23 protein-coding genes and 1 pseudogene are annotated in these 21,497 nt (G+C 25.8%); 4 read left to right on the top strand and 20 right to left on the bottom strand.

Annotated elements, in window-relative coordinates; all coding sequences use genetic code 11:
* Positions 1 to 34: 34 nt before the first annotated feature.
* The 10 genes from HZY83_RS06845 to HZY83_RS06890 all read right to left on the bottom strand — a co-directional run bounded on the left by HZY83_RS06845 (position 35) and on the right by HZY83_RS06890 (position 7,855).
* Complete coding sequence (locus HZY83_RS06845) at positions 35 to 451, bottom strand: GNAT family N-acetyltransferase (RefSeq protein ID WP_218925365.1); 417 nt, start codon at positions 449 to 451, stop codon at positions 35 to 37.
* 24 nt (positions 452 to 475) lie between these two features.
* On the bottom strand, positions 476 to 1,198 hold the full coding sequence (locus tag HZY83_RS06850) for a type 1 glutamine amidotransferase (protein ID WP_179943301.1): 723 nt from the start codon (positions 1,196 to 1,198) through the stop codon (positions 476 to 478).
* A gap of 8 nt (positions 1,199 to 1,206) precedes the next feature.
* On the bottom strand, positions 1,207 to 2,517 hold the full coding sequence (locus HZY83_RS06855) for a Mur ligase family protein (RefSeq protein WP_179943302.1): 1,311 nt from the start codon (positions 2,515 to 2,517) through the stop codon (positions 1,207 to 1,209).
* Positions 2,518 to 2,542: 25 nt separating this feature from the next.
* Positions 2,543 to 3,253: a response regulator transcription factor gene (locus HZY83_RS06860; protein ID WP_179943303.1), complete on the bottom strand. Its 711-nt coding sequence runs from the start codon at positions 3,251 to 3,253 to the stop codon at positions 2,543 to 2,545.
* Between the two features lie 20 nt (positions 3,254 to 3,273).
* Positions 3,274 to 4,002 (bottom strand): pseudouridine synthase, encoded by a 729-nt coding sequence (locus HZY83_RS06865; RefSeq protein ID WP_179943304.1) that lies wholly within the window; start codon positions 4,000 to 4,002, stop codon positions 3,274 to 3,276.
* 9 nt (positions 4,003 to 4,011) lie between these two features.
* The gene (gene scpB, locus HZY83_RS06870; RefSeq protein ID WP_179943305.1) at positions 4,012 to 4,560 is read right to left on the bottom strand and encodes an SMC-Scp complex subunit ScpB; all 549 of its coding nucleotides are present in this window, start codon (positions 4,558 to 4,560) and stop codon (positions 4,012 to 4,014) included.
* 18 nt (positions 4,561 to 4,578) lie between these two features.
* A complete protein-coding gene (locus HZY83_RS06875) occupies positions 4,579 to 5,262 on the bottom strand; it encodes a segregation and condensation protein A (RefSeq protein ID WP_179943306.1) in 684 nt (227 codons plus the stop codon).
* 12 nt (positions 5,263 to 5,274) lie between these two features.
* Positions 5,275 to 6,171 (bottom strand): tyrosine-type recombinase/integrase, encoded by an 897-nt coding sequence (locus HZY83_RS06880; RefSeq protein ID WP_179943307.1) that lies wholly within the window; start codon positions 6,169 to 6,171, stop codon positions 5,275 to 5,277.
* A gap of 90 nt (positions 6,172 to 6,261) precedes the next feature.
* Positions 6,262 to 6,978, bottom strand: coding sequence for a YoaK family protein (locus tag HZY83_RS06885; protein WP_228098471.1), 717 nt, complete (start codon positions 6,976 to 6,978; stop codon positions 6,262 to 6,264).
* Positions 6,971 to 7,855 (bottom strand): NUDIX hydrolase, encoded by an 885-nt coding sequence (locus HZY83_RS06890; protein ID WP_179943308.1) that lies wholly within the window; start codon positions 7,853 to 7,855, stop codon positions 6,971 to 6,973. The genes HZY83_RS06885 and HZY83_RS06890 overlap by 8 nt, the downstream gene beginning before the upstream one ends.
* A 139-nt stretch (positions 7,856 to 7,994) precedes the next feature.
* Here HZY83_RS06890 and HZY83_RS06895 point away from each other — a divergent pair, with 139 nt between their 5' ends.
* From HZY83_RS06895 to HZY83_RS06905, 3 genes are all read left to right on the top strand, one after another.
* Positions 7,995 to 8,180: a DUF2929 family protein gene (locus tag HZY83_RS06895; protein WP_179943309.1), complete on the top strand. Its 186-nt coding sequence runs from the start codon at positions 7,995 to 7,997 to the stop codon at positions 8,178 to 8,180.
* Positions 8,181 to 8,260: 80 nt separating this feature from the next.
* Entirely contained in the window at positions 8,261 to 8,734 is a 474-nt protein-coding gene (locus HZY83_RS06900; protein ID WP_179943310.1) for an NUDIX hydrolase, read from the top strand.
* A 15-nt stretch (positions 8,735 to 8,749) separates the two neighbouring features.
* The gene (locus HZY83_RS06905) at positions 8,750 to 9,124 is read left to right on the top strand and encodes a thioesterase family protein (RefSeq protein ID WP_179943311.1); all 375 of its coding nucleotides are present in this window, start codon (positions 8,750 to 8,752) and stop codon (positions 9,122 to 9,124) included.
* 52 nt (positions 9,125 to 9,176) lie between these two features.
* On the opposite strand, the gene HZY83_RS06910 is transcribed toward HZY83_RS06905, so the two are convergent.
* From HZY83_RS06910 to truA, 9 genes are all read right to left on the bottom strand, one after another.
* Entirely contained in the window at positions 9,177 to 10,256 is a 1,080-nt protein-coding gene (locus HZY83_RS06910; RefSeq protein ID WP_179943312.1) for an ABC transporter substrate-binding protein, read from the bottom strand.
* 1 nt (position 10,257) lies between these two features.
* Positions 10,258 to 11,052 (bottom strand): ABC transporter permease, encoded by a 795-nt coding sequence (locus HZY83_RS06915; RefSeq protein WP_179943313.1) that lies wholly within the window; start codon positions 11,050 to 11,052, stop codon positions 10,258 to 10,260.
* A 2-nt stretch (positions 11,053 to 11,054) separates the two neighbouring features.
* Positions 11,055 to 11,867: an ABC transporter permease gene (locus HZY83_RS06920; protein ID WP_179943314.1), complete on the bottom strand. Its 813-nt coding sequence runs from the start codon at positions 11,865 to 11,867 to the stop codon at positions 11,055 to 11,057.
* Between the two features lie 2 nt (positions 11,868 to 11,869).
* Positions 11,870 to 12,958 (bottom strand): ABC transporter ATP-binding protein, encoded by a 1,089-nt coding sequence (locus HZY83_RS06925; RefSeq protein WP_179943315.1) that lies wholly within the window; start codon positions 12,956 to 12,958, stop codon positions 11,870 to 11,872.
* A gap of 10 nt (positions 12,959 to 12,968) precedes the next feature.
* The gene (locus HZY83_RS06930) at positions 12,969 to 13,514 is read right to left on the bottom strand and encodes a helix-turn-helix domain-containing protein (protein ID WP_179943316.1); all 546 of its coding nucleotides are present in this window, start codon (positions 13,512 to 13,514) and stop codon (positions 12,969 to 12,971) included.
* A gap of 271 nt (positions 13,515 to 13,785) precedes the next feature.
* Positions 13,786 to 14,577 carry an ABC transporter permease gene (locus HZY83_RS06935; protein WP_179943317.1) on the bottom strand — a complete coding sequence of 264 codons (792 nt, stop codon included), beginning with the start codon at positions 14,575 to 14,577 and terminating at the stop codon, positions 13,786 to 13,788.
* Between the two features lie 672 nt (positions 14,578 to 15,249).
* Positions 15,250 to 16,206, bottom strand: a complete 957-nt coding sequence (locus HZY83_RS06940) for an ABC transporter ATP-binding protein (protein ID WP_179943318.1) — start codon at positions 16,204 to 16,206, stop codon at positions 15,250 to 15,252.
* Between the two features lie 124 nt (positions 16,207 to 16,330).
* Positions 16,331 to 18,025 (bottom strand): septation ring formation regulator EzrA, encoded by a 1,695-nt coding sequence (locus HZY83_RS06945; protein WP_179943319.1) that lies wholly within the window; start codon positions 18,023 to 18,025, stop codon positions 16,331 to 16,333.
* Positions 18,026 to 18,148: 123 nt separating this feature from the next.
* Positions 18,149 to 18,928, bottom strand: coding sequence for a tRNA pseudouridine(38-40) synthase TruA (gene truA / locus HZY83_RS06950; RefSeq protein ID WP_179943320.1), 780 nt, complete (start codon positions 18,926 to 18,928; stop codon positions 18,149 to 18,151).
* A gap of 233 nt (positions 18,929 to 19,161) precedes the next feature.
* Here truA and HZY83_RS06955 point away from each other — a divergent pair, with 233 nt between their 5' ends.
* Positions 19,162 to 21,198 (top strand): bifunctional metallophosphatase/5'-nucleotidase, encoded by a 2,037-nt coding sequence (locus tag HZY83_RS06955; protein ID WP_179943321.1) that lies wholly within the window; start codon positions 19,162 to 19,164, stop codon positions 21,196 to 21,198.
* 41 nt (positions 21,199 to 21,239) lie between these two features.
* On the opposite strand, the pseudogene HZY83_RS06960 reads toward HZY83_RS06955, so the two are convergent.
* Positions 21,240 to 21,497 (bottom strand): annotated as a pseudogene (locus HZY83_RS06960) (hypothetical protein); the annotation flags it as partial.

The raw sequence follows: 21,497 nt of genomic DNA on the forward strand, positions 1-21,497 counted from the left end.
AATAAAAAATCTAGGAAAAATATTCCTAGATTTTTTAATATTTAAATGAAGCAAATGCAACACAAGATAGGTCATTAACATTTTTAAAATTTAAGCTTTCATAGAATAATTTAGTTTTTTCTATATTTTCTGTTAGTAGTACTGTTTGATAAACATTGCTATATTTATCTTCTAATATATGTTTTAATAGTGTACTACCAATATTTTTTCTCTGAAATTCTTTTAAGACAATAATATCTTGAATGTAAACTATAGAATGACCATCACCCACTACTCTAATAATTCCTATTAATTTATTGTCATAATATGCTGCATATATGTATAAAGAATTTTTATAAGCATTCTCTAACATAGAAATATTATTGTAATAGTTAGACCACCCTGCATCTCTATATAAATAAATTACTTCGTCTATATCATGAAATTTAAATTCTTTGTATTCTATAATCATTATAGATAACACCTACTTACTTTATTATCTACTCCTTAGTATGTTAGCCATAAATTTATTAGCATCAATTTCTATACTATCATTCAAATTAGTAAGATTAATATTACCATATTTATTATCAAGAGCAGCTTGAATTAAATAATCGGCAACTTTAGGATTTTTAGGTAATATTGGACCATGTAAATACGTACCTATAAGATTTTTATAAACTAATCCCTCTTTTTTATCAGTATCATTATTGCCATAGCCTGATTCGACATTACCTAATACTTCATAATTATGATACGTTCTACCACTATGATTTTCAAAACCTACTAACGTTCCAAACTTATCTGAATTTACTAGGACATTCCCTATCAATCTAGATTTATCAGGTGCTGCTTCTGTATAAAAATCTAATATATTTAATCCTATTAATTTTTTACCTTCAGCTGTCTTGTAGTATTCTCCTAGAAACTGATATCCTCCACAAATGGTTAATCCTGGTATTCCATCTTCTATTGCTGATTTCAACTCCGATTTTATTTTGAAAAATTGTTCAGTTGCTATGCATTGCTCCCTATCTGAACCCCCACCTATAAAAAACATATCACAATCTGATAAATTTACACCATCAGTGTTTGTTATATTTTCAATATCTAAAGTTATTCCTCTCCATTCACATCGTTTTTTTAATGAAATAACATTTCCTATATCTCCGTACAGATTTAATTTATCTGGCATAAAATGATAAAGCTTTAAATTCATAAATTCACCTATTTCATTTCTAATTCTTTTTGTGTTTCTATTAGTGCTGTATAATTAGGAATAACTACATTGTAATTTCCTTTTAATACTTTTAATTTACTAACTGCTTTTTTTATATTTTCATTAACTATAATATTAGCCTTTATATCCGCATATTTTAAACGTAATGCTAATTCCTTGGCTCTTTTTCCTGAACATATTATAGTTTCTATATTTTGATTTTGCAATATTTCAAAATTACTATCCCATATCCAAGAGATATCAAGACCATCTGCCCCATTATCATTTAATATTATTAAATAATTAATATTTTCTTTTTTATCTATTGTACTAGCAATATCTAGTGAAACATTCATTCCCGCTGGATTTTTAGCTAAATTAAGAATTGTAGTAGAATTACCACCATCAGATATAGTTTGCATACGCCCATTTTGTGACGTATAACTAGATAATCCAGAGATAATTTTATTAGAATCTAAACCTAAAGTACTTAATGTAGCATAAGCAGATAAAATATTATAAATATTAAAACTTCCTAACTGTATTGTAGAAAACATACTTTCACCATTAACTGATAATGATATTAATGGATCTACAGTTGCTCTAGTTACACTATAATCAGAATTTTTTCGCTGAAAATCACAATTATCACATTTATAATGACCTAATTGGCTGTAATGAATGTGACTATAAATTAATTCTTCTCCACATTTAGGACAAAATTTAGATTCTGTTAAACCTATATTTTTAAATTCATAGGCCTCCACATCAATACCAAAGTAAATATTATTTTTTCCATACTCAGATAGACGTGCTACGAATGGATCATCAATATTTAAAATTAATTGTATATCTTTATTTTTTAATTGTTCCCCTATAGTTGCTATTAATGCATCTATTTCACCAAATCTATCTATTTGATCTCTAAAAAAATTATTAAATACAAATTTTGTAGGAGTAATGTATTTCATTACTTTTTTTATTGAACCTTCATCAATCTCAATAATAGCAATTTTAGTATTTTTATCTGTTTGAATAGCGAAGGTAGAAATAATACCGTCAAGCATATTAGCACCCTCATAGTTATTAATAATTTTCACTCCAGCTTTTTTCAAAGTGTATCCTATTAAATTAGATATAGTAGTTTTTCCATTTGTTCCAGTTACAAATACTATCTCATCAAAATTTTGTGCTAATTTATTCAAAATATTGTTATCAATTTTTCTTAATATTTTACCAGGAAGATCTGTTCCTTTTTTTCCAGCTAATCTGCTAACTATTCTAACTGTTTTAGCAATATTTCTATAAAAAATTGTCATTTATTGAGATCTCCTTTTAATTAAATTAATTTTTACTAGCATCAAACATATACCCTGTCCCCCAAACTGTTACTATCATTTTAGAAACAGCTTTTGAATGTTTTTCAATTTTTTTTCTGATTCTTTTTATATGTGTGTCTACTGTTCGTAAATCTACATAAGAATTATAATTCCAAACAGCTTTTAACAATTCTTCTCTACTATATACTTTATCTGGAGATTTAGCTAAAAATATTAATAAGTTAAATTCTTTAGGTGCGAAATCTACCTCTATACCATTAACTATTACTTTGTGAGAATTAGCATCTATAATTAAATCGTTAAAAACTAAAACATCCTTTGCACTAAATTCAGGAATATAAAAAACACTACTTTTAGTTCTTTGTAATATAGCTTTAACCCTAAGTACAACTTCTCTAGGACTAAAAGGTTTTATTACATAATCATCTGCGCCTAACTCAAAACCATCAACTCTACTTTGTTCATCACTTTCTCCTGATACTATAATAACCGGTGTTGCTTTAGTAGTTCTGATTTCTCTTAGTATTTTAGTTCCTGTCAACTTAGGAAGTTGTATGTCTAGGAGCACACATGAATATTCTATTTTCTTCAATTTTTCTAATCCTATTGCTCCGTCTCCAGCTTCATCTACTATATACCCTTCTCTTTCTAAATACATAGTTAGCAATTTCCTAATTCTATCATCATCATCAACTATTAATATTCTTTCTGTCATAATAATATTCTCCTAATTTATTATTGACCATTTTTAGCTTTATTAATTAATACTTTTACTTCATGAATTGTTAATGGTCTATATTCCCCTATTTTCAATCCTTCCAAAGTTAAATCCTCTATAGCTACTCTTTTTAGTTTAACAACTTCATACCCTAAAGCTTCAAACATTTTTCTAATTTGTCTATTTTTCCCTTCAAAAATAGTTAATTGCACTAAAGTATTATTACTTTTATTCTTATTTTTTAAAATCTTAACTTGTACAGGTGCTGTTTTTGAATTATCAATTATAACTCCTTTGCGTAAAATATGAATGTGGCGCTCTTCTATAGGTCCTTTTATTTTAGCAATATAAGTTTTATTGATTTTATGACGGGGATGAGTTATCAAATTAGTAAACTCTCCGTCATTAGTCATAATCAAAGCACCAGAAGTGTCATAATCTAATCTTCCTACTGGAAAAACTCGTTCTGCAATATCTTCAAAAAAATCACTGACTACTTGTCTATCTTTTTCATCAGACATTGAAGTTATAACTTTTTCAGGTTTATAGAACAAATAATAACGTTTATTTTCTTTTAATAATCTTACTCCATTTACTATTATTACATCATTAACTGAAGCTTTAGTTCCTAATTCAGTAATTATTTTTCCATTAACTGATACCTTTCCATCTAATATCAATTCTTCTGCTTTTCTTCTTGAAGTATAACCTGAAGCAGCAATAATCTTTTGTAATCTTTCTTGCATTATATTCTCCTATTTGTTTAAAAATTCGTTCAAACTTTCTACACTTTTATCTTCTACATTAGGAAGATGTTCTAAACTTTCCAAACCAAATACATCTAAAAAGTAATCGGTAGTTTCATAAAGTTTTGGTTTTCCTATTTTATCTAACACTTTATTTGAAACTATTAATTCTTTTTCTAATAAACTATTAACTATAGAGTCACTATTTACTCCTCTTATTTTATCAATTTCAATCTTTGATATTGGTTGATTGTAAGCAATTATAGCTAAGGTTTCCAACGAAGCTTTTGATAATTTTGACAATTTTTTAGAAGATAATACGGTTTTTATAGTGTTATAAATGTCTGCTTTTACTAACATTTTGTAGATATTACCAAATTTCTTTATAATTAATGAATTATCTAATTTATTATAATTTTCTTTAAAAGTATCAAGTAAATTCTCAGCTATATTATAATCAACTTCAAGAAATATAGATATATATTCTATAGATATACCTTCTTCTCCTTTTACAAAAAATAAAGCTTCTAATAATTTTTTATTTTCATCAAATAACATAGTATAATTTTGTGTATATTAAAAAGTTTTTTCTATATACAATTCTTCTCCTATTTCTTTACAAATTATTCTATTTTCTTTTATCATTTCTAAAATGCAAATAAATGTTGCTACTATTTCTTCTTTAGTATCATAATTCGAAATTAAATCACTAAACTGAATATTATCTTTTTTGGTTACATACTTCAATATAAAACTTCTTATATTCTCTATTGATATTTCTTTTCTATATTTTATATTAGTAGGTATTTCATTTGCTTTATTATTTTCTAAAACTCTTTTTAATGCTTTTTTTAATAAGTTAGCAGACATAAGCATTAAATTAGCATCTACTTCTATATCCTCAGGATATTTTTCTCCAAAATTTTGACGTTCTATTTGTAAATCATCAAAAACATCGCATATTTGTTTATAATTTCTATAATCTATTAATTTTTGGACCAATTCCTGTTCATCTTCTATAACCTCTTCTACATCTTGTGGCAATAAACTTTTGCTTTTTATATGTATCAAGGTAGAAGCCATAACAATGTATTCTTCTGCATTTTCTAATGATAATTCATCGCTATTATTTAAATATTCTAAATAACTATCAGTAAGGCTAGCAATAGGAATATTATGAATATCAATCTCCATTTTTTCTATAAGATGAAGCAACAAATCTAATGGACCTTGAAAACATTCTAAATTAACCTTATACATAAATATCCTTTCTTACTTTAGCATATTTCTTGGGTGTTTTGTTAACAATTTAACTTTTTTACTATTGTTTATGTTGTCAATATAGACTTTTAAACTATTAATAGTTTTTAATCCTAATATTTCTCTGACATCTTCTACTGAAATTCCATCTTCTAAAAGATGAATTGCCAAACTATTTCTATATGTGGTAGGATTTAATTCTTTGTTTAAATTAATATTTTTTTGTCTTCTTTTGAAGATTTTCCAAAATCCTTGACGTGTCAAACGTTCTCCACTAGTTGAGATAAATAAACTATCATCTTTTTTAGTTTCGAAAGTATTTAATGCTTTTAAATAATTATTAAGAGCATTAACAGTTTCTGAATTTAAAGGAACAGTATTATACGTTCCTTTTCCACTCTTATATTTTATATACCCTATTTCTAAATTTATATCTTTTGTTGTTAGCATAATACAATCAGAAGGTTTAATACCTATAGCGTAAACTAATTCAAAAATAGCTTTATCTCTCAAATCTAAGAATGAATCTCCAGTAAAATTTAAAATAGCATTAATTTCTTCACGTGTAAATATCACTAAATCTTTTGTGCTATTTACTTTTTTCGCTTTATTATCTAATCTTACTTTTTGATTTATTATTTTTTCATCATATAAAAAATTATTAAACATATTAAATGCTGAAAATACACGAGATATAGTTGATTCTGAGTAATTTTCTTGACGAAGAATAGTAATATAATTTTCGATATTTGTTTCATCTACAATAAATTCTACAATATCTTTATCTTCTAAATGCTTTAATAATTTAGTTATATCTAACATATATGATGAAATTGTATTTTTCGATAGCTCTTTTGAATGATTATCTAAATATTTATTAAATTTCTTAATTATAACTTCACGCTCCATAATATCCTCCTATACCTAAAATTAGGTAATTTCAACATTTTACACTTAAATTATAGCATTTTTTTATTAATTATGTCTAATTTTTGTCATTTATACCCTTCCCATATCATGAAAAATTGCAATGAAAAAGTCAACTATCAAAACGCCTATAACAAGAAGTAAAGCATGATGATTAAAATTATATGACACAACACTTCCAGTAACTACACCAAATAAGAACATAACAATTAAAGAAAAGTAAATATAAAATTTAACCTTACTTTCTCGTTCTTTTAAAAATATATATCTAAAGATATGCTCACTTGCTGAACGTAGGTTTCCTGTACAAAAAGTGTTAGCAAAAGGTATCTTATTAATAGTTCTAAAACTATCAAATTGCATAGCACAAACAAATGAAATAATTAGTGGTCTAGTATCCAAATAATAGACTTTGGGCACAAAATATGCAAAAAATAATAGGAATATTTGTATTAATAAAGAAATATTAATATACCTTCTTATAGGTAAATATATATTTTTCTTTATAATATATTCATTAAAAACAACACCTACTATAAAAGCGCTTATAGGAGGAACAAAATTTAAAACAGTTGAAAAATCACCATCTGCTAATGCTAATCCTATAAATATCAAATTTCCTGTTTGTGCATTTGCAAATATACCATTACAATTTATATATGTATAAGAGTCAAAAAAACCTCCTACGAATGTTAATAATAAACCAAAAACTATTTGTTCGTGACTAGGTAATTTTTTATCTAAAATTTTTATCTGTAATTTATCCATAATTATATGACTATTAGTCAAAAATCACCTCCCAATTATCCAAATTATTATAACAATCAAAACACATTTGAATTTGCTCAAATGTTGTTCTAGTTGTAGATAATTCTGGTAAATTGTGAAAATCAAAAAAGTTTGAATCTTCAGTTTCAATGTTATATTTGAAATCATGTGAAATATATTCGCATAAAACAATAATTTTAAGCATTCCTAACGGAAAATTATAATTATGATGTTTGTTATAATCTAATAGCGATACTATTTTGATAGGTTTAACTACAGCACCAGCTTCTTCTCCGCACTCTTTAATAACATTATCTTTTATAGATTTATTGACATCTTGATAACCTCCAGGTAATGCCCATCTGTTATCAGATTTTTCTTTAACTAATAATATTTTATTATCTTTTATTATTGCCGCTCTATTCTCTAGTTTCGGTGTTTGATAGCCTACTTCATTAGCAAATATATGCTTTATAGTTTCTGAATTAGTTTTATACTTATAACTTAACATTTCACAAGAAATTTCTCTAAGCCTCTCTGCTCTTTCCAAATCAAACTTATCTTTACTATATGCTAGCGTATTTTGTGCTAGAAATTGAATTTCAGCTGCCCATTCTACAATAATATCTTTATTATATATTTTTACAATATCTTCTATATTTTTTATATAATAACTTCCCTTACAATCTAATAAATCGTAATCTCTATCTAATAAAAATATAGTTCTACAATTTTCAGTAATTTTATTTTTATTAGAAGTTAAAAATAAAATATTTTTTAATACACTATCTATTTCAGCAACAAATTTAAATTTAATATTGTTTTCTAAAAATATTTTTTGTATATTATCCGTAATATTATCTTGTAAGTCAATATCTATATACAAATAATCGTACATATGCTCTCTCCTTAAATAATATTTCTTTTATATTATAACATAGTTTACATAAAGAAATAATAGTATTTTACAAAATTTCTTGTAAGTTATTTCGTTTAGATGTATAATAGTATTATCTTATATGAAAGGAGTGTTCACTTTGAGATTTGTAGTATCACTATTTTGGGGATTTATTTTCTCGTTTATAGCCATTTTTATCGTGAAATCTATTCTAGGTGAAAATGGAAGTAGTCTTACTCTTCTTAATTGTTCAATTTTCTCATTGGCACTTTCTTTTGGTTGTGTAGCATTTGATAAACTTGCTACTAACTCAAAAAGTAAATAATTTACAAATTATTTAGAGGTTGTAATAAACGATAATTATTTATCGATAATTACTACCTCTTTGATTTATAGGAGGCTATTATGATAACTTTAGGAAGTATGTGTTATATAGATAACGGAAATTCTTTTTTAATGTTAAAAAGAACGAAGAAAAAAAATGATATACATAAAAATCTTACTATAAGTGTTGGTGGAAAATTAGAAGAAGGAGAAACTCCAGAAGAATGTATAATTAGAGAAGTAAAAGAAGAAACTAATCTTGATATAATTAATCCTACATTAAGAGGTATTATAACTTTTCCTGATTTCGAAGAAAATACTAATTGGTATACTTATGTATTTACTGCAACAGATTTTTCTGGGACATTAACTGATAATTGCCCTGAAGGCGACTTAATATGGATAAATAAAGAAGATATAAGAAATAGAAATATTCATACATGGGAAGGTGATTATATATTTTTAGATTGGTTACTTGAAGATAAACCTTTCTTTTCGGCAAAATTTATATATGAGAATAAAGTTTTTAAAGAATATAGCGTTAATTTCTATTAATAAGGAGAAGAAATTATGAAAATTAATGACACTTTAATTAGAGAATACGTAGTTTTATCAGAGCATAGTGCTAAAAATATAGGAAGTGGAGATTTAGAAGTTTTATCTACACCTATGTTAGTTGCTTTTATGGAAGAAACTGCTAAAATTTTAATAAATCAATATTTAGATAAAAATTACGGAACTGTAGGTAGCAATATTAATATTAATCATCTAAGACCTACAAAGATAGGTAAAAAAATTAATATAGAAGTTCGTATAGTAGAAATTATAAAAAATAAAGTTATCAATTTTGAAATTTATGCTTATGAAAATAATGTAGAGATAGCTAATGCAAAACATACTCGTGTAGTAATTGAAAATGAGAAATTTTTATCACGTATAAACTAATTATAAAGTTAATTAAAAAAATCTCGTTATTTAACAAAATAACGAGATTTTTTTAATTTCTATTGCTATTTATTTTAAACTCTAAAAATAAATCGTTTTGTAGCTGAACTATTTTTTGAGTTTGTGTTTGATAGACTTCTAATCTTTTCATAATATCTTCTTTAGGATAAAATTGTTCGTCTGATACTATTTCTTCTGGTAATAATTCTAATGCAGTTTTTACTGGTGTTGAATATCCTATATATTCTGCATTTATAGCAGCATTTTCTGGTCGCAACATAAAATTAATAAATTTATAAGCTGCTTCTTCATTTTTAGAAACTTTAGGAATAACCATATTGTCAAACCAAATATTGCTTCCATCTTTAGGTACTCTGTATACTAAATCTTCGTTATTACTAATCATTTCATTAGCATCTCCAGAAAAAGCAACTGCTACTTTAGCTTCATTGTTAGACATCAACATAATTTTTTCATCACTATTAATAGCTTTTATATTAGATCCTAATAATTCTAGTTTTCTTTCTGCTAACCTTAAATCAACTTCATTAGTTTCATTAACTGATTTTCCTTCAGACTGTAGCGCTATACCTAACATTTCTCTTGCACCATCTATTAACAATATTTCATTTTTTAATCTAGAATCCCATAAATCATCCCATTTTTCAAAAGTCATATCTTCATCAACCAAGTTAGAATTATAAACTATACCTAACGTTCCCCAAAAATACGGAACAGAATAGACATTATTATAATCAAAACTTTGATTAACTAACCTCTCATCAAGATTCTCAAAACCTTCTATTTTACTTTTATCCAGTTTTTTCAGCATATCTGCATCAATCATTTTCTTTATCATATAATCGGAAGGAACAACTATATCATAAGATGTTGATTCTGATTTTAGTTTAGTTAGAAGTGCTTCGTTTGAATCAAATGTTTCATAAATAACTGATATACCAGTTTCATCTTCAAATTTTTTAATCAACTCCGGTGATATATACTCTCCCCAGTTAAAAATAGTAAGTGTATTATTATTTCCAGATTGAGAAGAATCTATGTATGATCTACTATGTAGTAGACCTACACTTACTAAAAAAATAACTAATGAATAAATAATTAATTTTTTCATTTTATGCCCTCCCTTGCTTTTTTAACTTACTTACGTTAATAACATAATAAACAGCTACTGCAATAACAACAAGTACTGTTATAACCGTTGAAAGAGCATTAATTTGTAGATTAATTCCTTGTCTTGCCATTGAGTAAACTTCAACAGATAAAGTTTGGAATCCATTTCCTGTAACAAAAAATGTAACAGCAAAGTCATCAAGTGAATAAGTAAGGCCCATAAAGAAACCAGCCAAAATTCCGGGAGTAATATAAGGAATTATTACCTTTGTAATTACTTGATAACTGTTTGCTCCTAAATCAATTGCTGCATCAATCATAGAAATAGGCATTTCATATAATTTAGGTAAAACCATTAAAACTACTATCGGTATACTAAACGCTATATGTGATATCAAAACAGACCAGAAACCCTGAATACTATCTTTGAATAAAAAGTTAAACATTAATAAAAATGAACAACCTATTATTACATCTGGACTTACTATTAGTATATTATTTCCAATCAAAATACCATTCCTAAATTTCTTTGTTTTTAGAGAATATATTGCTAAAGCTCCAATAGTTCCTAAAATTGCAGAAAATAATCCACATAACAAAGCAACTACTATAGTATTTATTACTATCACTATCATACGGCTATTTTCAAATAATTCCAAATAATGAATAAATGAAAATTCTTCAAATGAATTCATATTTCTACCTGAACTAAATGAAAACCAAGCTAAATAAATTATAGGAATATATAGAATAATAAAAACTATTGATAAATATAGTTTAGAAGATATATTTTTCATAATTATTTTCTCCTTCCTAATTTATTTTTACTATTAGTTATACTCATAATAATAGCCATTGTAAAGATTAAAAACACTGCGATTGTTGAACCTAAACCTACATTTTGGGTTACTAAGAAATGTTCTTCTATAGCTGTACCTAGATTTATAATTTTATTCCCTGCTATTAATCTAGTTATCATAAATATTGACAAGGCAGGAATAAATGTTACTTGAATACCCGTCTTAACACCCTCTATACTCAAAGGTAAAATAACTTTTAAGAATGTTGTTCTAGAATCAGCTCCTAAATCATAAGAAGCATTAACGATATTTGTATTTATACCAGATACAGAATTATATATTGGAAGTAACATAAACGGTAAGAAAATATACACAGATACAAATACAAAACTAAATGAATTAAATAATAAGTCTTGTGTTCCTATTCCTAAAAATTCCAAAACATTATTTACTGTACCATGTTTACCAAATAGACCTAAAAACGCATATGTCTTTAATAAAATATTTATCCAAGTTGGTAAAATAATTAAAAGTAATAATAACTCTTTGTATTTGCTACGACTAATTACAAATGCTAAAGGATAACTCAAGATTAAACAAATGGCAGTTATAATAAAGGCATACCAAAAACTATAAAAAGTCATCCACATATAACTTTTACCAAAAAACTCTTTATAATTACCTAAAGTAAAGTCTCCATCAGTATTATGGAATGAATAATACAATATTAGCAATATAGGAAAAACTACAAATAAAAACATCCATAGAGCGTAAGGAATGGCAAAAATCAATTTAGTTTTTCTGTTGAACATGACTATTCCTCCTCTTCATATGATTCTAATCTGGCATCAAATTCTTCTTCTGTTTCTCCTGGAACCATAATATGAATAGCTTCTGCTTCAAAATTTAATCCTGCTGCTTGTCCAGGTTTTGTAGGTTTAGTAGAATGTACAATCCATTCATTATATTGGTCATCTAAGCAACATATTTCATAATGGACTCCTCTAAATAACTGTGTATCTACCACTACATTTATCTTCCCTTTTTCTACTGACGTTATTTCCAAATCTTCTGGTCTAATAACTACTTCAACTCGTTTATTTTTATCTAATCCGGCATCAACACATTCATATTGTTTACCATAAATTTCTACTAGGTAATCTTCCACCATTATAGCATTTACTATATTAGATTCTCCTATAAAATCTGCAACAAATTTATTTACAGGTTCGTCATAAATATCTAAAGGCGTTCCACTTTGCTCTATTTTTCCATTATTCATAACAAATATATAATCACTCATTGCTAAAGCTTCTTCTTGATCGTGTGTTACATATATAAAAGTAATACCTGTTTGTTGCTGTAATTCACGAAGTTCATATTGCATTTCTTGACGTAATTTCAAATCTAGTGCTGACAAAGATTCATCTAATAGTATAATTTCAGGTTCATTTATTATTGCTCGTGCTATAGCTACACGTTGTTTTTGTCCACCACTCATCTCATCAATACTACGTTTTTCAAAACCAGATAAATTAACTAATTTTAGTGCTTTTTTTACTTTTTTCTTTATTATTTCTTTTTTTTCATTTTTTATTTTTAAACCAAATGCAACATTTTCAAATACATCCATATGTGGAAATAATGCATAATCTTGAAAAACTGTATTAACTTGACGTAAATTTGCCGGAACGTTATTAACTATTTTTCCAGATAATAATACATCACCTTCGCTAGGCTGCAAAAAACCACCAATTAATTTTAATATCGTACTTTTTCCGCAACCACTAGGTCCTAATAAAGTGTAAAACTTTCCTTTTTCTATTTCTAAGTCAATATTTTTTAAAACAGTTGTATTTCCAAAAGACATACTTACACCTTTGAATTCAACTATATTTACCATAATAAACCTCCTATAAATATGAATTAGTAACTACGATTAATACTTCACATTCTTCATCAAAAGGATTTGACAAAACATGCTCATCTGTAGCCGTAAAATAAAATGTTTCTGTAGTTTCTGCTACATAATTATTACTACCAAAAGTTAACATACACTTACCTTTCAACACATAACAAAGTGTATCGGACTCTGAAGGATCAAATTTTTTATATTTACTATTACTTTTAAGAGTTAATACTAAAGACTCCATTTCTTTTTCGTTAGATTCTGGAACTAGCCAATTTAATTTATAAAAATCATCGGTTTCTTCGTAACTAGTTTGATCTTCTTTTTTGTACAATATCTGTTGCTGAGAACTTTTTTGTTCAAAAAAATCTTTAGGCTCACAACCTAAAACCTGCAAAATATTAAAAAAAGTTTCCATTGATGGTGATGCTAAATCTCTTTCAACTTGAGATATATATCCTTTTGATAAGTCTGTTCTTTCCCCTAATTCTTCCTGGGTGAGCCCCTTTTGTATTCTTAGTTTCTTCAATTTATAGCCTATTAGATTCATATACCCTCCTAAGTTTTATATTAATAAACTTTATGTATGATAAGTTTAATATTAATAAACTATTTGTTTAATATTATCTAGACTTTAATTATTCTACACTATTTATTAAATAATTTCAATAGTTTTTATATACTATTTATTAACTATTTTTATTATTTTAATATAGTTAAAATTGGCACAAAAAAATAAAAACATCTTAAAGTAATTAAAATCTTTAAGACGTTTTACTAAATTTATTTTATCCAACATAATTAGTAGTAATTATCAAATACTATGATCCTGTACTTTGATAAAATTTTAAACCAAAAGTCCAAATAGTTTTATACACTACATATAATATCAGAGGACCTATAGCTACTAATATAAATGATTCAAAATTAAAAGTATTTGTAGTATTCAATAGATTAACAACTGGAAAATATCCTACAAAAGAGAAAGGTATAATTATTAAAATAACTTTAATAAAAAATGGATAAATATTTATAGGATAATTAGATAATTCATATATTTGCCACAAAATATTTTTCATTCCATCATTAGTTATAGAGAAAAAGCTAAAAGATACCAATGATAAATATATTGCTTCTCTTATTAAAACAGCAGATATAACGAATAGAATAAATTTAATAATAAACATATAATTTATTGATATATCCAAATTGTATAACGAAAAAGCAATAATTATTAATCCAGAAATTAATTCAAATATCGCCTCTTCATCTAATTGAAATATAACAAATTGATAAAGTGTATTTAATGGTCTTAATAAAAATAAATCCAATTCTCCTGTTTGAACAAGATAAGGAACTTCTAAAGTTGTAACGAAGAAAAACTCCCATAATGATGATGTTAAACTTATAAAGCCGTATAAAAATAATATTTGATACAGAGAAAATCCACCTATAATATCTGTATATTGTAATGTAATAAGCAGAATAAATAAAGTCGTAAATGTATCTACTAAATAGCCGAAATTTCCTACAAGAAAGTCCAACTTATAGCTCATTATTCTTTTAAAGTCTATTTTCAAAAACTCTTTGTATAAATATAAATGTTTTTTCATTTTAACCTCCCATTATATCTAATCTTTTGAATACATATTCAGATAAAATTCTTTTGATTATCCAAAATATAATTATCCAAAATATTTGCATAGCAATTATAAAAAGCAGTTGTTTATCAGAATTGTTGTACACTATAGTAGATATAGGTGAATAAATAATACTATAAAAAGGCGTAAACTCAGATATTTTTATTAATATTTGCGGATACAAATCTAATGGAAGTATACTTCCTCCAAAAATTACTAGTAATGCACTTATCAGTTCTGAAATTCCATTTATTCTTATAAATATTGTAGATAATAATGATATAATATAACCTAAAAGAAAAGCTATAATATAACTAAAAAAATATACAATATATAAACAATAATGGCAGAACTTGGAATTTAATTTTATAAATAAAATTTCCTAAAGTCGTAAAAAAAGTAATAATGATAAGACTATTAGGTCTATTCAAGTAATTTATTAAGTTCCCTTTTAAAATTTTTGAAGATATAAAATTTGTTGTTAACTTTATAGGTAACAACAATTGCAAAATGGTAACTAACAAAACATAAGTCCAAATACTATATTGTATTAATATTAAAGTTAGTGATGCTATTATTTGCATAATAGTATTAAATCTATATTGTAACAAATTTCTATATTGGTATATAGAATAAGTTAATAATTTATTCACACGTATCACCTACCTTACTTTTTACTAGCAAGATTTCCTGAAGATTTAAATCTAATAATTTTGTTTCTTTGACTACACATTGATTAGGTATCATTTTTATTATATCTAGTTGAGTAAACTTGGTAACATCAAAAACAAATTCTTTTGAATCAACATTTGTCCTAAGTAAAAATATACCATCTACACTAAAATCAACTATATTTTCTCCATACATTTTTATTTTTTTATAATTATTATAAATCTCTTTATATTTCTTGACCTTTCCATCATACTTCAAGCTACCTTCATCAATTAATATCATTCTCTTACATACTTTCTCTATATCTGATATTTCATGTGTTGTCAAAATTATAGTAGTATTATATTTCTCATTTATTTTCAAGATAAGTTCCATAATTTTATTTTTAGTTTCTATATCCAAGCCAATAGTAGGTTCATCTAAAAAAATTAATTTAGGTTTATGTATAATACTTGCTATAAACTCTCCACGCATTCTTTGTCCCAAAGAAAGTTGCCTTACAGGTTGAAGTAAATATTCTCTAACGTTCAATTCTTCTATCAAATATTCTAACCATTCCTTGTCTTCATTATCATAAATTTTTGCTAAATAATTAAATGAATCAATTAATGGCAAATCCCACCAAAGATGTGATTTTTGTCCAAACAAAACACCTATATTACTAGCGTTTTTTTGTCTATTATAAAAGGGTTCTTTCCCAAAAACATTTATACTGCCACTTGTCTTAGATAAAATTCCTAAAAGTAATTTTATCATTGTTGATTTCCCAGCTCCATTAGCTCCTATATATCCAACAATTTCTCCCTCTGAAATTGAAAAAGATATATCTTTAATTGCATGTTTAATTTCTTTACTTGTCCTAAAAAAGCTAATCCTATTTTTTATTATATAGTCTTTATTAAGATTTTTTACTTTTATTACTTCTTGCATAAGTACCTCCAATGTCTACATATTATATTATTTATAAATAAATTAATCACTTTGCTCCTGACATTGACATTTATTATATGTAAAAAAAATAATACAGTATTTCTACTGTATTATTCTAACATTATTAATATACTTTAATTTCTTTTTTTATTCTTTCATAAGCGCCTGGTTCTACTTTATCAAGTGCATTTTTTATAATATCTAAAGTTTTATTGTAACGATATTCTTTATAATACTGCTCTGCTATAGTTAATTGTTTATGCAATTCAATATTATCTTTTCTGTATCTATTAGTATATCTAATTAATTTTTCTACTAATTCAATATCTGTTAAAATATTATTAACTTCATTTTTATAGATATTTAATGATTCTGTAGCTTCATCTACTGATTGTTTTACTAAATCAATATTCATCGGCTCTTTATGTAATTCTTCTAAAGCATATTTATAACTGTCTGTCACTTCTTTATACAAAATTACGAATCTATCACTAAATCCAGGTACTCTAGAATTAGATAATTTTCTTCTAACAATTTCTTTTTCTTGATTAATTTCGTTTAACTTTTCGCGAGATCTCAATTCTTCTTCTCTTAATCCAGTTAAATATCTAGAATAATTAGTTTGTTCTTCTTCTATTTTTTCTAATTCCATACCTAGAGTTTGTACTTTTTCTTTTAAATCCTTATAATTCAATCTAGGTTGATTACTAATATAAACATCTATTCCTTTTTTTATATCTAATAACTCTCCGATACTATTATAATTTTTTCCAATCATTTCTTCATCTTGAGAATATATTTGATATCTGTTTTTTATTTCCTGAATGTTATTATACAGTGCTTCGTTTAATTTATCTTGAACGTTTAACTTATTACTAATATCTGAATAATTTTCTTCAACATATTTTTTGTATTCTAGTTCTTTTTTTAGGTTGTTAGAAACTTCATCAATTATGTCATATATTCCATCTAATATAGATTCAATTAAATCAATATCTCCAGATTTTACTTTTTCTCTAGCATCATTTAATTGCCAAACACAATTTTCAATTTTTGTAGATATATCCAAATGAGAAAGTTTAAATCCTTTTTTCTCCATTTCTTCTACTTTAAGTCTTAAAGTTTGTATTTGTGAAGGTGTAGTTTTCTCTATTTCTCGAAGTATTTCTGGTAAAATATCCATTCTTTCTTTTAAGTCAATAACTTTTAATTTGATATCATTAATAGTTTCTTGAGCTTCTATATATTTACCATTTGATGTTAAATTTCTAAATTCATCTAATATAGGCGCTATGTCTTTTAAACTTTGTTCAAAATTTTCTGAAGCACCTCCATATTGATGACGTTTAGCTAACAATTCTCTATTTAAATCTTTATACTCTTTTACTATTTCTTCATATTGAATTTTATTATTTGGTTCTATTTCTGTCAGTTCTTTAATTTCTTTTCTAATAATAGCTATTTTTTCCTTAATGTTAGCTATATTTTCCCCACAATCAAAAATAATTTCATCTGCCCTTTTGAAATTAAATTTATCAATATATGATTCTGCTTGATACAACTCTTTATCTAATTCATCAATATCTATACTTTGTATTTCATACCACGTACTTTCCCAATCGTCATACAAACTTTGAGCTTTACCTGCAATGTTCAATGTTTTTACTTGCTTTAAGTCTTCAGATAGAGTTTCTCGTTCTAACTCATCTTTGGCTTCAAGTAATGGTAGCAAATCTTGTTTTTTTCTATTTCTAAATATAAATAGAGCTAACGTTCCTAAAACAAACGCTACAAACAAAAATGCATAAAAATATAACATAGTTGTTCCTCCAATAACTTATTTTCTTTATTATCTATTTTTATAAATAAATGCAATATAGTAAAATTATATCATTTTTACTTTGAAAAACAAAGAGTTTTATACAATTTTATAACGTATAACTTAATTTTTATGTAAATTTTCTATAAATTTATTAATTTCTTTTTCATTGTATATAACATTTTTCAAATATAGACCGCTGGCTTCTGCTCTTTTACCTGCGAAGCTTCTATCTTTTTTATTTATAATTTCTGGTATTAAAGATTTATCATATTTCCCAATGGCAACATCTGTAATAGTACCTATTATTATTCTAACCATATTATACAAAAAGCCATCACCTGTAATTTCAAATATTACAATATTATTTTCTTGTTTTATGTTAAAATTTGTTATAGTTCTAACTTTGTCTTCTACACTACTGTTCTTTGAACAAAAAGAGCTAAAATCATATGTTCCTATGAAATATTGTAGACATTCTTCTGCTTTTTTGTAATCAAATTTAAAAGGCGTATGACCTACATAATTAACTAAGAAGGGATCTACATTTTTAGATATACATAACCTGTATTCATAAGTTTTTGCCATACTATTAAATCTAACATGAAAATCATCACCAACTATTTTACTACCTATTATTCTTATATCTTTTGGTAAATAGGCATTAACTGATTTTACCCAAGCATCTTCTGTAAGATTAAGATTTGTGTCAAAATGAATTGGTTGTAAATAAGCGTGTACTCCACTATCAGTACGACCACTCATATGAATTCTTACATTTTCTCCTTTATGAATTCGACATAAACTTTTTTCAATCATCTCTTGAATAGTTTTATTATTCGGTTGTATTTGAAACCCATGATATTTACTACCATCATATCTACACACTAATAATACTCTCAATTTATTTCTCCTAAAATTTTATATACAATAAATTATACAATAAATATTTATATTTCACAAAAAACTTTAATATATTAATATTGTTCGTTAATAAAACCCTTTTTCTACAGAATATAAATTTAAAATTGTATTTATATACCTTTTATAACGTATTTTTATATATCTATATTGATTTTCGTTCGTAAGATTGTTATAATGTAATCAAATATATTTTGAAAGGATTTTTTATTATTATGAAAAAGAAATTTAAAGTTTTACCTTTTGCTGTTTTAAGTACTGGTATCTTATCAGTTTATGCATATGGAGAAGCAAATGAAGCTTATTCTAAAGAAGGTGAAGTAGCTGTTCAAATGATGGGAATTAATGACTTCCATGGACAATTAGAAGGTACTGGATCTGTCTATGAGTATGGCGAAAGATTAAAATCTCGTGGAGGTTCTGCCCCATTACTTGCAGGATACTTGGATAAAACTGAAAAAGAATTTAAAGATGCTAAAGCAGAAGATGCTGTATCTACTAGAGTTCAAGCAGGAGATATGGTTGGAGCATCACCAGCAGCATCTGGAATATTACAAGATGAACCAACTATAAAAGCTTTAAATGAAATGAAATTTGAAGTTGGTACATTAGGAAATCATGAATTTGATGAAGGATTAGCAGAATACAATCGTATCCTTAAAGGAGAAGATCCTGAAAAAGGAAAATTCAACAAAGCTGTAGAATCTTATCCTAGAGAAGCATCTAAAATGGAAATAGTTGTTGCTAACGTTGTTGACAAAGAGACTAAGAAAACTCCATTTGATTGGAAACCTTACACTATAAAAACTTATACAGATGCTGAAAATGAAAGTGCAAAAATAGGATATATAGGTGTAGTTACTTCAGAAATACCTAACTTAATACTTAAAAAACATTGGGAACAATATGATATTTTAGATCCAGCTACTGTTATAAATAAATATGCCAAAGAGCTTCGTCAAAAAGGTGTTAATGCTATAGTTGTTCTTGCTCACGAAGCTGCAACTTCTCCAAGTGATAATGCAACTGAAGTTGGAGATGCAATTAAACGTATAATAGATAAATTAGATACTGATTCTAGTGTAGATGTCATATTTGCTGGTCATAATCATGTAATTGCTAATGGAACATACAAAGGTATTAGAGTTGTAGAAGGAGCTGCTCAAGGAAAAGCTATATCTAATGTAATAGGTATTTACGATACAAAAACAAATGATTTCAAAGAAATTACAGCTCAAATAGTAAAAGTTTTAGATAATAATACAGTAACTCCTAATCAAAAATTAGTAGAACTAGCTAAAGATGCTAATGACAGAATAAAAGACATACTATTAGAAGAATTAGCAAAATCAGAAAAAACTATAGAAAGAGTACCTGCAGAATCTTTAAATCTAAAAGCTAACATAGAGTCACCTGTAGGAAATATTATAACTGACGGACAACTTTGGGCTGCTCGTAATGCTGGATATCCACAAGCAAGTTTTGCAATTACTAATCAAGGTGGAATTAGAGCTGATTTAGAAGTTAAAGACGGAGTTGTAACTTGGGGAGCTGCTCAAAAAGTTCAGCCATTCGGAAATGTTATGCAAGTTATCAATATCAAAGGAAAAGATTTAATAGCTGCCTTAAATTCTCAATATAATTCAGAAGAAAAATACTTATTACAGATGTCTGGAATTATCTATACGTATAAAGAAGCTCCTACTGGAACTGTTGATGCTAAAGGAAATTCTATTAATTGGGTTGTAGATAGAGCATGGATTGTTAAAGAAAATGGAGAAAGAGAATTAATTCAAGACGATAAAGAATATACTGGTATTATTAATGACTTCTTATATGGAGGAGGAGATGATTTCCCTGAGTTAACTAAGTCAACATTAATAGGTGCATTAGATCCTGATACAGAACTTTTTGTAAACTATCTAAAACACTTAGGAACAGTTAAAGAACCTGAATTAGGTAGAAAAATATATTACAAAGATTATAAAGAACCCGAAGTATCTCCAGAAGTAGATAAAAATAACGATTCAAAAGACAATACTCAAAATAAATACATTCAAGATAATAATATAAGTAATAATAACAATGATAAAAATATGAATGATAACGTTGTAAATAATACTAATAATGTAGATAATAGCAGTAGTAAAAAATTGCCAAATACAGGAGTAGAAAACTCAAAATCATCATCACTATTATTAGGATCTATAGCATTATTGTTAGTATCTTTAAGAATTAGAAAATATAAATAACATAAAAAAGATAGTAGTAATTTTTCTACTATCTTTTTTATTTAATACTCTACATCTTTTAAGGTTATAATTTCGTCAAAAATTAAAGATAAGTACATTTTATATGCTAGTATTTCCATATTAGCATAACAGACATATCCTAATTTATTATTCTTCATAACATCTCTAAATAAATTAGAAAAATCATCATCTAATGAATATTTTTTAAATTTAATTTTAATTTTTTTATCTCTATTTGTGTAATATAATTCTTTATACTTATTACTATTACTGTCTCTTCTACACATCTCCGAGCCCAC

The organism is Gemella sp. GH3 (assembly GCF_013415425.1).
Taxonomy (GTDB): Bacteria; Bacillota; Bacilli; order Staphylococcales; family Gemellaceae; genus Gemelliphila.